Below are 13,267 nucleotides of genomic sequence, written 5' to 3'. Positions count from 1 at the left end.
AGCCATGAACTCACACGCACTCATCCCGCCGGTGCCCGCTCCCGCGCAGCCGACCGGCGACCAGCTCACCCGCCCCCGCCGGATCGCCGCCCTCGACGTCCTGCGCGGCGTCGCCCTGTGCGGCATCATCGTCGTCAACCTGCCCCCGATGTTCGGGCTCAACTCGGTCGACGGCAGCGGCGACACCCTCGGGTTCTATGCCGCGAGCCAGGACTTCGTCCAGGGCCGGTTCTTCCCGATCTTCTCGATCCTCTTCGGCATCGGCTTCGGCATCATGTGGCACTCCGCCCGCCGCCGCAGCCCCCGTCCGCGGCTGGCCCTGCTGCGCCGGTTCCTCTTCCTCGGCGTCCTCGGCGCCCTCCACATGCTGCTCCAGCCCGGCGAGGCGCTCCTGCCGTACGCGATCGCCGCGCTCGTCGTCCTGCTGCCCTCGACGTGGCTGCCCGCCCGCGTGCTTCCGGCGATCACCTCGGGTCTCGGCGCGCTCCTCCTCATCGCCGGAGTCGCCACCGGCGGCGGGATGGCGATCATCCCCGGACTCTTCCTCCTCGGCTTCGCGATCGGGTACACGGGCTTCGTCCGCACGGCCCTTGCCCATCCGGGCCGTCTCGCCCTCGTCGGTGTGCTCGCCGCCGCAGTCACCGTCACCGGGTTCCTCACCACGGACTACCTCACCCGCCAGCTCGATCAGTGGATCACCGCGGGGCTGGGGATCACGATGGCGCTGTGCTATGTCATCGTCGTCATGCTCCTCATGCGCACCCCCGCCGAGGCGGTCCTCCGGGCCGTGTTCGCCCCGCTCGGGCGGATGGCGCTGACGAACTACATCGGCGCCACGCTCCTCCTCGTCGGCGTCCGCGCCCTCGTCCCCGACCTCGCGGCCCTCGACAGCGAGGGCGGCTACGTCGCGGCTGCGGTGGTGTGCGCGGCGATCCTCATCGTCCAGATCATCGCCTCCGCCCTGTGGCTGCGGTTCTTCTCCCAGGGCCCGCTCGAGCGCCTCTGGCGCATCGTCACGTGGGGTCCCTCCCGCGCCGAGCGCTGAGGAGCTCCGCGCCGAGCGCGGGGCCGCCCACCTCCCGGACATGCACCGAGGCGGCACTCCCCTCTCGTCGGGGTGTGCCGCCTCGGTCGCGTCGTCAGGTCCGCCCAGAGGTTATTCGGCGACCGTCTCCGGCAGCGCCTCCTCGCTCACGAGGTCCTCGTCGAGGGCGATGACACCGTAGCTCCAGCCCTTCCGGCGGTAGACGACGGAGGGCTTCGACGACTCCTCGTCGATGAAGAGGTAGAAGTCGTGGCCGACGAGCTCCATGCGGTTGAGCGCCTCCTCGATGCCGATCGGCGCCGCGGCGAACGACTTCTCCCGCAGCACCACCGGCGAATCGCCCTCGGCTTTGATCCGGCCGTTCGTCTGATCGGGCGCCGAGGCAGTCGCCTCGGCGTCGGCATCCGCCGCGGTCCCACCGAGCGGCTCGGCGACGGGCATCTTCGCCAGCGCCTCGGCGGTGGACTCCTTGCGATGACGGCCGACGCGGGACACCTTGTTCCTGTCCCTGGCCCGCCTCAAGCGCTCGACGAGCTTCGCCCACGCGAGGTCGAGGGCGGCGTACTTGTCGCTCGCCATCGCCTCGGCGCGGATGACCGGACCCTTCGCCACCACCGTGAGTTCGACCCGCTCGCTCGTCTCGGGCTGCTTCGTGTTCTTATCGTGAGCGACGTGGACCTCGACACGCTGCGCGCGAGGCGCGAGCTGCTCGACTTTGGCGATCTTGTCTTCGATGTGCGCGCGGAAGCTGTCGGAGATGGTCAGTTGGCGTCCGGTGACAACAATGTCCATGATGGGTCCTTTGGCGACTCGTTCTTCGGATGAATCCGATCCCATTCCCTTGGATGGGTAAACACCGTTATACAGTAAAGGGAGAGACAAATCGAGTGCCCCCGCGACCGAGTCCGATGACTGCGGCAACAGCGGGTCTGACCTGCACCGATGTTAATACTCTTGCGCTTTCGGCCAAGGTCGCGCCGGTGGTCGAGAAATCATCGACGAGAATGACCGTGGCAGTCTCCTCAGCGATGTTCCGCACCCGCTCGGCGGACAGATCCGGAATGAGGAATTGCGAGTTCTCCGCATTGTGCGCCCGCTCGTGCGCCCCGAGCCCGACCTGGTCGTGGCGCCTGCGCGCGGCGAGGACGTCGATGACCTCGAGCGACAGGTCCGGAGCGAGCTGTCCGGCGCGCCGGGCGAGGGCCGCGGTGTGCGATCCTCCGCGGCGGCGGAGAGCCGCCTGCGAACTCGGTGCGGGCACGACGCCCACCGGTCCGCCCGGATGACCGACGAGGTCGAGAGCGGCGACGATCGCCCGCGCGAGAGCGAGAGCGAGCGGGTCGAGGACGTCCCGGCGGCCGTTGTCCTTGAAATTGACCACCATATGGGACACTCGCGAATTGTATTCCGAGACCCCGACGACGGGCAGCGTTCCGTACCGCGGCTCCATCGCGCGAGGAATGCCGCCGAGGAGCATGAGGCACGTCGTGCACAGCGAGACGGTCTCCCGCCCGCAGCCCGCGCACCGCCGCGGCAGGAAGAGATCGGAGAACTCGCTCAGCAGCCCCATCGCAGCGACTCAGCCCGGATACGCGGGATCCTTCGCGGTGACGTCGATGAGCTTCTGCCACGCATTCGAGTTGTACGAGTAGATCTCGCCGGCGCTGCCGGTCACGAGGATCGAGCGACCGTCCTCGCCCGCGGCGATCCGATCGCCGCCGCCGGGCAGCTGGCCGAGCTGCTCGGGCGGACCCGCGACATGGACCCGGTAGGGCTGGACGGTCTCCCCCGGCAGCTGCGCGAGCACCGCGAGCGAGGTCGACCCGCCCCACGAGATGTCCTGGATCCCGGAGAAGTACGATCCGACTTGCAGCGGGGCGTCGGAGAGGGAGGCGGCGGGATTGCCCGCCCGGTCGCGCGGGATGCCGACGACGTCGATGCGCTCGGGCTGATCGCCCTGCCGGCTGAGCACCGCCAGCCGCGTGCCGTCCCGGGAGACCTCGAGGTCGAGCAGGGTGCGACCGGAGAGGAAGTCCGCGGCGACGGTGTAGACCTGATCGTCGCGGCCGACCGCTGTGATCTCGCCCTTGTTGTCGCGCTCACCCGTCCAGATCGAGTTGAACCGGTCGATGCTCGGCCCGACGAGGGACGACCCGTTGAGCACGGTGCGCGACTCCGAGGAGTCCGCGCGCAGCTGCTTGAGGTGCTGCCCGTCGTCCTCGAGGTACGCGTAGATCGAATCGTCGAAGGACACGGCCGGGTCGCTGGCCTTGGCATCGCTGAGGTCGGGGCTGTTCTCCGCCCGCGCCACGGTGGTGCCGGAGATCCGGGAGATCCGATTGTTGGCGATGACGACCGGCGGCCCATCGACCTGGACCGAGGAGTCCGTCTTCGGCTGCAGGCTCTCGGACACGACCTGACCGCCGATCGTCAGCTCGACGCTCGAGACCGAGGGGATCGCGCGCAGCGTCGAGGCGATCTGCTGCCGGATGAGGCCCTTCTCCCGGTCCGTCGGCGCCGGGGTGAGGTTGCCGAGGGAGACGCTGGCGACGCCGTTCTCGATCGTCACGACGTTCGAGTCGTTGAGCTTCGCCCCGTCGGGGGCCGCTGTGATGACGGCCCCGGCGAGGTAGGGCGCGGGCCCGGTGAGGAGTTCGTTGATGATCGCCGTCGGGGTCGACGACGATCGGAGGAACCACCGGGAGTCGGGCACGAGATAGGAGAAGTCCGAGGTGAAGAACTCGAGCGAGTAGCTGAGGAAGATCGTGCGGAACGTCGTCGGGGTGACGAGCAGGCCGTCGGGGGCCGAGGAGATCCGCCATTCGCCGTTCTCCTGGCGCAGCGAGAACTCGAGGTTCGAGCGGGTGTCCGGAGTCGCCGAGGAGAAGATCCCCGAGGAGTCGACGATGCCGACGACGGGGGCCGACATCGTCAGCGTCTTCTGGTCCGAGGTGACCTCGTAGTTGAGCGAGTCGAGGTCCGTGTCCCCGGGCAGGACCGACACCGAGGCGAGCGGGTTCCACTCCTGAGCCTCCGCCTCGGTGAGGAACGACTTCGCGACGGCGAAGTTGTTGCCGGTCCCGGCACCGGCGGCGAGGAACCCGCGGACGATCTCCCCGACGCTGTCACCGGGCTTCGGCCCGTCGGGGGTCCGCGCGCTGCCGGCCGCGGCCTCGTTCGAGGCGGCCGGGAGGTGTCCGACCGGTGAGCTCGTGGGAATCGAGGAGCATGCGGTCAGGGCGAGGCTCGCGCAGACGGCGAACACGATCGTGACCACGCGCATCCGGGCTGTCGACGGTCTCATGAGCTTCCCTTCTGCAGTTCGCTCTCCTCGGCCTCGGCGGGTTCGCTGCGGTCGGAGGCCGCCTCGGCGAGATCGGCTTCGACGACGATGGGGATCGACCCGGTCTGGATCCGCACCGAGCCGTCGGAGGACATCGGGCCGGCGACGAGGGCGGAGCCGCGGATCTGCGCGTCCCGCGGCGGCAGCGGCAGCGGCGAGGAGGTGATCTCCTGATCGGGACGGCGCGGCAGCGTCAGCCGGAAGCACGAGCCCTCCCCGGGATTGCCCCACACCTGGAGCCAGCCGTTGTGGAGGTGGGCGTCCTCGAGCGAGATCGCCAGGCCGAGCCCGGAGCCGCCGAGGGTGCGCTTGCGGGCGGGGTCGGCGCGCCAGAACCGGTCGAAGACGTGCTCGACCTGCTCCTCATTCATGCCCACGCCGTGGTCGCGCACGCTCACCGCCACCGCCTCGGCGTTCGAGGCGACGTAGACGTCGATCGGCCTGCCCTCGCCGTGCTCGATGGCGTTGACGACGAGGTTGCGGATGATCCGCGTGATCCGCACCCGGTCGACCTCGGCCATGACCGGTGAGGACGGGGCATGGACGACGATGTGCGTCGACATCTGGTCGGCGATCATCGAGACGGTCTCGACGACGGAGGTGACGATCGCGCCGACGTCGACGGGTTTGGCGACGAGCGCTGCGGCCCCGGCGTCGTAGCGGGAGATCTCGAGGAGGTCGGAGAGGAGGGCGTCGAAGCGCTCGGCCTGCGAGTTGAGCAGCTCGGCGCTGCGGGCGGTCACCGGATCGAGATCGTCGCGCGCATCGTAGATGAGGTCGGCGGCGGCGCGGATCGTCGCGAGCGGGGTCCGCAGCTCATGGGAGACATCGGAGACGAACTGCCGCTGCAGCACCGAGAGCCGCTCCATCTGCTGGATCTGGTGCTGGAGGGTGTCGGCCATGTCGTTGAAGCTCTCGCCGAGCACCGCGATCTCATCGTTGCCGTGGACGGGCATGCGCTCGTCGAGGTCGCCGTCGGCGATGAGGCGGGCCACCTCGGCGCCGGTGCGCACCGGGGTGACGACGAGGCGGGTGACGATCCACGCGACCGCACCGACGAGGACGACGAGGACGAGGGCGGCGACGAGCATCGACCGCTGGACGAAGTCGAGGGTGTTCTGCTGTTCGGACAGATCGCCGAGGTAGTAGAGCTGGAACTGCCCGGCCCCAGGCACTGTGAGCTCCTGCGTGATGAGCAGGCCCGGCCCCTGCCCGCCCGGCAGGCTCACCGACTGGTAGAGCATGTCATCGGTCGGCGCCTGACCGATCGCCTCCCGCAGATCCGCGCTCACCGGCATCTCCGCCGCCGACTCGGCCGAGGAGTCCATGCCGACGCTGATCGTCGAGAACGACGAGTTCGGGTCCCGCGGCTGGAGGGTGAGCGCGTAGACCGAGCCGGTCGAGCGGTTGAAGATCGATGAGAGCTGGGAGGACAGGTTCTCCTGGGTCACGGCCTGCCCGTCGGCCGGGGCGACGCTGCGCAGTTCGGCGACGATCGTCGCCGCCTGCTTCGACAGGGAGTCGAGCCGGTTGTCGAAGAGCCCGCGGGAGATCTGCTGGGACATGTACGTGCCGACACCGAAGATCGCCACCGAGGTGAGGATCACGGTGAGGACGACGATCCGCACCTGCAGGGAGTAGCTGAACGACCGGCGGATGAACGCCCAGAGGCTCGTGAGTCCGTTCGCTGTGGTGCGGAGGGCTCCGCGCACGGCGGAGGTGGGGTTCACGCCGCTCGGCCCGCCTTGTACCCGACCCCGCGGACGGTGACGATGATGTCCGGCTTCTCCGGATCGCGTTCGATCTTCGAGCGCAGGCGCTGGACGTGGACGTTGACGAGCCGGGTGTCGGCAGCATGCCGGTAGCCCCACACCTCTTCGAGCAGGGTCTCACGCGAGAACACCTGCCAGGGCTTGCGGGCCAGGGCGACGAGGAGGTCGAATTCGAGGGGGGTCAGCGAGATCGGCGCCCCGCCCTTCGTCACGGTGTGCCCGGCGACGTCGACGACGACATCGCCGACGGTGAGCAGTTCGGGAGCCTGCGGCTCGGAGATGCGCAGACGCGCCCGCACCCGGGCGATGAGCTCCTTGGGCTTGAACGGCTTCGGCACGTAGTCGTCGGCGCCGGATTCGAGACCGAGGACGACGTCGACGGTGTCCGACTTCGCCGTGAGCATGATGATCGGCACCGCGGAGACGTCGCGGATCTCCCGGCAGACCTCGAGCCCGTCCTTGCCGGGCAGCATGAGGTCGAGGAGCACGAGGTCGGGTCCCACCTTCTGGAACTCGTCGAAGGCCTGGTCGCCGGTCGCGGCGAAGAAGGGTTCGAAGCCCTCACTTTTGAGCACGATTCCGATCATCTCGGCCAGAGCCGTGTCATCATCAACTACGAGGATACGAGCGTTCATACCTCCATTGTCGCTTAAAGTCATGTGAAGTTTCGACCGGGACACCCGGTGACGGCCATCCGTGGCAGGATTGTCTGCAATGGGACGAGAGAACGCATGGACTTCGCAGGTCGACTGGCGAACCGGCCGGTGGCAGCCTCGCAGTCCGTCTCCGGGGCATTCGCCGTGGCGACCGCCGCTTCCCCGCGGCATCCTCCCCAAGCGTCCCCTGACGTTCTTCGAGGTCCTCGACGCCGGCTTCCGCCTGCTCCGCTTCATCCCATCCCTGGCCATCGGCGCCCCGCTCATCGTCTTCACCCTCGGCACGCTGGCGCTCACCGCTGCCGGCACGGCGCTGACGCTGACCTTCCTGCCGTTCCTCTCAGACGTCATGGCCGACGACGAGGCGATGTCGGGCCTCGCGCTCCTCGCGCAGCTCGGATCGTTCGTCCTCGGCCTGCTCAGCCTCGGGCTCGTCCACTTCCTCGCCGGACTGCTCGCCCCCGGGGCCGAGAACTCCTTCGGGGCACGGCGGACGACGCTGACGCAGGCCTGGCGCGCCCTGGCCGGACGCCGCTGGCGGCTCATCGGGGCGGCCGTGCTCATCACCGGCATCGACACCGTGCTGCTGGCGCTGGTCGCGGGCCCCGCCGTGGCCGCCGGCCTCCTCGGCGCTCCCATCATCGGCGGTGTCATCGGACTCATCCTCCTCGGTGTCTGGGTGCTCGCCGTCGTCTGGCTCAACCTGCGCCTGGCCTTCACCGGTGCGGTGATCGCCGCCGAGGGCCTCGGCATCGGCGCGGCCCTCGCCCGCTCGTGGCGGCTGACCGGCAGCGGCTTCTGGCGGACCCTCGGCCAGCTCGGACTCGGGTACCTGCTGGCCAATCAGCTCATCCAGCTCGTCATCGCTCCCTTCATCTTCGTCCTCACCATCGTCCTCACCGCGCTCCTCTCGACCTCCGGCGGGGACACCGCGGTGATGACGGCGATCGCGGTCACCGCAGGCGCCCTCGTCCTCGCCCTCACCGCAGTCTCCTCCGCCGTCCTCTACGGCTACTTCTCGTGCCTCGTGTGCGCGAGCTATTTCGATGCCCGGATGCGCAGCGAGGGCTTCGACCTCGTCGTCATCCGCACCGAGGAGGCGGCCGCGTCATGATCCCGCCCGTCATCGCCTCCGCCGCCTCCGGGGTCATCGACCGTGACACCGGTCGCGAGTGGATCAACCGCGAACTCAGCCGCAGCGAGTACGCGGAGAACGACCTCACACCGCTCGAACAGCTCGGGCGCTGGCTCGGCGATGTCTGGGCCACGCTCCTCTCCGCGGCGCTGAAGGGGAACTCGCCGTGGCTGCTCCTCCTCGTCGTTGCGGGCGTCGCGGTGCTCATCGGGCTCATCGTCTGGCGGGTGCGGCGCCTGGGACTGCGGCGGGCCCGGATGCCGTTGGCGGCCTTCGACGCCGTCGTCGCCACCCCGCGCCCCGAACCCTGGCGGGAGAGCGCCCGAGCCGCCCACGAACGCGGCGATCATCGCACCGCGGTCATCGACGAGGCCCGGGCGATCTTCGCCGTCCTCGGCCTCAGACACGTCATCGACCTCGAAGCCGCGCAGACCGCGAACGAGATCACCCGCGTCGCCGGCACCGCCCTGCCCGCTCACGCGACCGCGCTGGCGCAGGTCTCGCGCGTCTTCAACGACCTCATGTTCGGGCCCGACGACGAGCTCGGGCTGACCGATCTCGCGGGCGTCTACGCCGAGTTCCTCGCCCTCGACGCCGAGCTCGACGCCCTGTCCGCTCACCGTGACGTCGCCGCCCGGAGCGGCGGCGTCTCGCGGACCGTGACCGCCGAGGCGGGACGATGAGCGCGGCCATCGATGTCGCCACCCGCGGCACCCGGAGCACCGCGGCGGTGCCGCTGAGCGCCCGGCTGCGCTCGGCCGGGGTGTGGATCGTCGGCGCCGTCGTCGTCCTCATCACCGTCATCGCCACGATGCTCATGACCAGCGACCGCGCCCCGGAGGACCCGCTCCACTACGACGGGGTGGGCCGGGAGGGGATGAAGGCCCTCGTCGAGACCCTGCGCGACCACGGCACCGAGGTGGTGACGACGGAGAGCCTCGATGCGGCCCGGGAGGCGAGTGCCCGGCCCGACACAACGCTGCTCATTCCCGCCGGTGCCGACGTCCTCAGTCCCGGGGACGTCGACGGGCTGACCGCGGCCCTGCGCGAGGAGCGCAACCGGCTCGTCCTCGTCGACCCCGGCGTCAGCCTCGGCGCGTTCACCGATCGGCTCACCACCGCGGTCTCCGATTCCCCGCTGGCCGACCCCGATCCGGTGTCCGCGCCCGCGTGCCGGCTTCCCGCAGCCGTGGCGGCCGGTGACGTGAGCACTGGTGAGAACCTCTACTCTGCCGTCGAGCCCGGTGACCGGCAGATCAGCATCTGCTATCCGCAGACCGGACCCGGAATCATCGCGGACCCGAGCGACCCCGCCGGGCAGCTCGTCGTCGACGACGGCGGTGACGTCCCGCTGACGGTCCTCGGCAACGGCAGCTGGCTGAGCAACGGCGAGATCGACGAGGACGGCAACGCGGCGCTGTCCCTCTCGACGCTGTCGCAGACTCCGAACCTCGTCGTCTACTACCCGCGGGAGGGCACCGATGTCGCTCCTCCCCCGTCGACGATCGACTTCGTGCCCAGCTGGTTCCTCGCCGGCGCGGGCTGGCTCGTCCCCTGCCTCCTCGTTCTCCTCCTCGTCCTCGGGCGCCGCTTCGGACCGCTGGCCGTCGAACGCCTGCCCGTCGTCGTGCCCGCCGTCGAGACCGTCTTCGGCCGGGCGGCACTGGCTGAGCGCAGTCGCGACCGCGCCGGGGCCCTCCACGCGCTGCGCACCGCGGCGCTGCTGCGCATCGCCGGGCGTCTCGCGCTCGGTCCCGAGGTCGGCCGCGATGTCCTCCTCACTCGGATCGCCGGCGCGACAGGCCGCGACCCCACGCAGGTGACCTGGGCGTTCGTCACCGCCGCCCCCGCCACCGACCGCGAACTCACCGAGGTCGTCGACCTCATCGATGTCATCGAAAGCGAGATCCCATGACCAGCAGCCACCCCGCTCGCCCCTCGACTCCCCCGCAGGCACCGGCCGTCCCACCGGCCGAGTCTCCCGCCGACCCGCTCGCGGCGGCCTTCGCCGCGGTGCGCGGTGAGATCGGCAAGGCCGTCGTCGGCCAGGACGATGCGGTCACCGGCCTGCTGCTCGCCCTGCTGTGCCAGGGCCATGTGCTCCTCGAGGGCGTGCCCGGGGTGGCGAAGACCCTGCTCGTGCGCAGCTTCGCCACGGCCGTCGACCTCGATCACACGCGCATCCAGTTCACCCCCGACCTCATGCCCTCCGACGTCACCGGGTCGCTCGTCTTCGACGCTGCCACCTCGGACTTCGAGTTCCGCAGCGGGCCCGTCTTCACGAACGTCCTCATCGCCGATGAGATCAACCGGACGCCGCCGAAGACGCAGTCGGCGCTGCTCGAGGCGATGGAGGAGCATCAGGTCTCCGTCGGCGGCCGCTCCCGGGCTCTGCCCGAGCCCTTCATCGTCGCCGCCACGCAGAACCCCCTCGAGTACGAGGGAACCTACCCGCTGCCGGAGGCCCAGCTCGACCGGTTCCTCTTCAAGCTCGTCCTCACCCTGCCCGATCGCGACCGCGAGTTCGAGATCCTCGACCGGCACGCCCACGGCTTCGACGCCGGCCGCCTCGACGACGCGGGGCTGCGCCCCGTGCTCGACCGCGACATGATCGCCCGGGCCCGGCAGGCGGTGGCGACCGTCCACATCGCACCGGAGATCATCACGTACATCGTCGATCTCGCCCGCGCCACCCGGCAGGCGCCGTCCCTGGCACTCGGCGTCTCACCCCGCGGGGCGACGCGGATGCTCGCCGCCGCTCGCGCCCTGGCCTGGCTGGCCGGTCGTGACTACGTCACCCCCGACGATGTCAAGTTCCTCGTGCCGATGACCCTGGGCCACCGGGTCATCCTCCGTCCGGAGGCGCAGATGGACGGGCTGAACGTCGGCCAGGTCCTCGACTCGATCGTCGCGACCACCGAGGTCCCCCGCTGAATGACCTCTCGTCTGCTTCTCCTCACCCTCCTCGGGATCGTGCCGGTGATGCTCGTCCCGGGGTGGCCGAGCGCGCTCATCGTCGCCGGGGTCATCGCCGTCGTCGCCGTCGTCGACTGGCGGCTCGCCCCCGCCCCGCGCCTCATCGGCCTCCAGCGCACGCCGGGGCCGATGGTCCGCCTCGGCGAGGACACCACGGCCACACTCACCCTCGTCAACGATTCGCCCCGGCGGATCCGGCTGCACGTGCGCGACGCGTGGGCCCCGAGCGCCGGAGCCCACAGCACCCGGACCGCGCTCACCCTCGATCCCGGTGAGACGCGGGAGATCACGACCGTGTTCACTCCCCGCAGACGCGGTGCCCTCGCCGCCGATCAGGTGACGCTGCGCACGGCGACTGCCCTCGGCCTCGTCCGGCGGCAGAAGAGCGTCGACGTCCCCGCGGCGATCCGGGTCCTGCCGCCCTTCGTCTCCCGCCGGGAGCTGCCGTCGAAGGTGCAGAAGCTGCGGGAGCTCGAAGGGCGGTCGGCGGTGATGATCCGCGGCATGGGCACCGAGTTCGATTCCCTGCGCGACTACGTCGACGGCGACGACGTCCGGTCGATCGACTGGCGGGCCAGTGCCCGCGCCCAGGACCTCATCGTCAAGACATGGCGCCCGGAGCGCGATCGCCGGGTCGTCATCGTCGTCGACTCCTCCCGGCTCGCCGCCCGCCGCAGCGGTGCGGGCACGGTCTTCGACGCCGCCCTCGAATCCGCTCTCCTGCTCACGGCCCTCGCCGCCGGGGCCGGCGACCGCGTCGACGTCATCGTCGCCGATGCCCGGGTGCGCGCGACCGCCTCGAGCCACCGCTCCTCCGACCCGGTCCACGACCTCTCCGTCGCGCTCACCCCCGTCCACCCCGAGCTCTACGACGCCGACTGGGAGCAGATCGCTGCCAGCGTGCTCGCGACCTCGCGGCAGCACGCCCTCGTCGTCGTCATCACTGCCCTCGACGAGGCGACCGTGGCCGAGGAGATCCTCCCCGTCCTCCCGACGCTGATGAGCCGCCACCGCGTCGTCGTCGCCTCCGTCGCCGACCCCGACCTCGACGACCTCGCCGCCCGCCGCGGCGACGCCACCGAGGTCTACACCGCAGCCGCGGCAGCCGCCGAGCTCCTCACGGTGGAGGCCCTGCGTGCCCGGCTGCGCGGGATCGGCGTCGATTCGGTCGCAGCGACCCCCGAGCGCCTGCCCGGAGCGCTCGCCGACCTCTACATCGGGCTCAAGGCCACCGGCCGACTCTGAGCCGCACGGGCACTGCCGACCACCGCCTCGGCGCGGGACCGTCCTCTCGGCGCGGTCACCGGTCGGTGGCGACGATCGCGTAACCCGCCTCGTGGTCCTCGAGGTCCGCCGACAGCCCCGCCCGGGCTGCTCGCCTTCCGAGCGTTCCCGCGTAGACGACGATGGCGGCCGTGTAGGCGACGCCGATCGCGATCTTCAGGGCCGGCGGCAGCGGATTGGGCGTGACGAAGCCCTCGATGAGACCCGAGAGGAAGAGCATGATGACGAGTCCCCCGGCGACGACGAGGAGAGAGCGCGCCTCCCGGGCGAGCTTCGTGCGGCGCAGCTGCGGGCCGGGGATCACCCAGGCGAAGAAGAGCCGCAGGCCGGCGGCCGCGGCGAGCAGGATGCAGCTGATCTCCGGGATGCCGTGGGGAAGGATGTAGAGGAAGAAGTCGGCACCGCGGTCGAACTCGAACATCATCGCCCCGGAGAAGCCGACGTTGACGGCGTTGAGGAGCAGTCCCTGGAGGACGAAGACACCGGTGACGCCGAGGAGGACGAACTGCACGGCGATCCACGCGTTGTTCGTCCACACGCCGATGGCGAAGAAGCCGTTGGGGTTCTCCTTGTAGTACTCGACGAAGTCCTGTTCGGCGAACTGCCGCCGGTACTCGTAGTCGCCGAACGTGTCGAGGACCTCCGGGTGGGTGCCCGCCCACACCCCGGCGAGCACCGAGGCGGCGAGGAACGCGAGGGCGATGACGACGAAGTCCCAGCGCAGCCGGTAGATCGACAGCGGCAGTGCGATGGCGAAGTAGCGGGCGATGCCGGACAGACCGCCGGCCGGCACCGACGAGAGGTGGTTCCGCGCCCGGTGGACGATCGCCGAGAGCCGCGCCGCCTCGAGGGAGTCCGGGGCAACCGTCATGATCTGGGAGAGGTCCTTCGACGCCGCCCGGTAGAGGTCGAGGAAGCGCTGCGACTGCGCCGGATCGAGCCGATTGCGCTTCGCGAGATCCGCGAGCTCCCGCCAGTTCTCGCCGTGCATCTCGGCCAGCAGGTTCGGATCCATGCCTCCACCCTAGACGATCGGGAACCGGTCCGAGTCTGTGC

The 13,267-nt window shown here is 70.4% G+C and carries 12 protein-coding genes; 6 read left to right on the top strand and 6 right to left on the bottom strand.

Annotated features, from left to right (window positions below):
• The first annotated feature begins 4 nt into the window (after positions 1-4).
• Entirely contained in the window at positions 5-1,045 is a 1,041-nt protein-coding gene (locus FJ887_RS16230; protein WP_137824742.1) for a DUF418 domain-containing protein, read from the top strand.
• Between the two features lie 111 nt (positions 1,046-1,156).
• On the opposite strand, the gene hpf is transcribed toward FJ887_RS16230, so the two are convergent.
• The 5 genes from hpf to mtrA form a co-directional block, all read right to left on the bottom strand.
• Positions 1,157-1,837: a ribosome hibernation-promoting factor, HPF/YfiA family gene (gene hpf, locus FJ887_RS16225; protein WP_137824743.1), complete on the bottom strand. Its 681-nt coding sequence runs from the start codon at positions 1,835-1,837 to the stop codon at positions 1,157-1,159.
• A 67-nt stretch (positions 1,838-1,904) separates the two neighbouring features.
• A complete protein-coding gene (locus FJ887_RS16220) occupies positions 1,905-2,615 on the bottom strand; it encodes a ComF family protein (protein WP_137824744.1) in 711 nt (236 codons plus the stop codon).
• Positions 2,616-2,624: 9 nt separating this feature from the next.
• A complete protein-coding gene (locus tag FJ887_RS16215) occupies positions 2,625-4,349 on the bottom strand; it encodes an LpqB family beta-propeller domain-containing protein (protein ID WP_140955612.1) in 1,725 nt (574 codons plus the stop codon).
• Positions 4,346-6,118 (bottom strand): MtrAB system histidine kinase MtrB, encoded by a 1,773-nt coding sequence (gene mtrB, locus FJ887_RS16210; protein WP_250786266.1) that lies wholly within the window; start codon positions 6,116-6,118, stop codon positions 4,346-4,348. Before mtrB ends, FJ887_RS16215 begins: the two co-directional genes overlap by 4 nt.
• The gene (mtrA, locus tag FJ887_RS16205; RefSeq protein WP_137827092.1) at positions 6,115-6,795 is read right to left on the bottom strand and encodes an MtrAB system response regulator MtrA; all 681 of its coding nucleotides are present in this window, start codon (positions 6,793-6,795) and stop codon (positions 6,115-6,117) included. Before mtrA ends, mtrB begins: the two co-directional genes overlap by 4 nt.
• Positions 6,796-6,874: 79 nt before the next feature.
• On the opposite strand from mtrA, the gene FJ887_RS16200 reads away from it, so the two are divergent.
• The 5 genes from FJ887_RS16200 to FJ887_RS16180 are packed head-to-tail and all read left to right on the top strand — an operon-like array spanning position 6,875 to position 12,172.
• On the top strand, positions 6,875-7,930 hold the full coding sequence (locus tag FJ887_RS16200) for a hypothetical protein (protein WP_140955611.1): 1,056 nt from the start codon (positions 6,875-6,877) through the stop codon (positions 7,928-7,930).
• A complete protein-coding gene (locus FJ887_RS16195; RefSeq protein ID WP_181365672.1) occupies positions 7,927-8,634 on the top strand; it encodes a DUF4129 domain-containing protein in 708 nt (235 codons plus the stop codon). The genes FJ887_RS16200 and FJ887_RS16195 overlap by 4 nt, the downstream gene beginning before the upstream one ends.
• Entirely contained in the window at positions 8,631-9,866 is a 1,236-nt protein-coding gene (locus FJ887_RS16190; protein ID WP_140955610.1) for a DUF4350 domain-containing protein, read from the top strand. The genes FJ887_RS16195 and FJ887_RS16190 overlap by 4 nt, the downstream gene beginning before the upstream one ends.
• The gene (locus FJ887_RS16185; RefSeq protein WP_137824128.1) at positions 9,863-10,885 is read left to right on the top strand and encodes an AAA family ATPase; all 1,023 of its coding nucleotides are present in this window, start codon (positions 9,863-9,865) and stop codon (positions 10,883-10,885) included. Before FJ887_RS16190 ends, FJ887_RS16185 begins: the two co-directional genes overlap by 4 nt.
• Positions 10,886-12,172 (top strand): DUF58 domain-containing protein, encoded by a 1,287-nt coding sequence (locus FJ887_RS16180; protein ID WP_137824129.1) that lies wholly within the window; start codon positions 10,886-10,888, stop codon positions 12,170-12,172.
• Positions 12,173-12,227: 55 nt separating this feature from the next.
• Here the strand turns inward: FJ887_RS16180 and FJ887_RS16175 are convergent, their stop codons facing one another.
• On the bottom strand, positions 12,228-13,226 hold the full coding sequence (locus FJ887_RS16175) for a stage II sporulation protein M (protein WP_140955609.1): 999 nt from the start codon (positions 13,224-13,226) through the stop codon (positions 12,228-12,230).
• Positions 13,227-13,267 lie beyond the last annotated feature (41 nt).

The sequence above is a fragment of the Brevibacterium sp. XM4083 genome (genome assembly GCF_006489205.2).
Taxonomy (GTDB): Bacteria; Actinomycetota; Actinomycetes; order Actinomycetales; family Brevibacteriaceae; genus Brevibacterium.
Note: the sequence above shows the minus strand (reverse complement) of the source record. Positions and strands in the feature narration are given on the sequence as shown.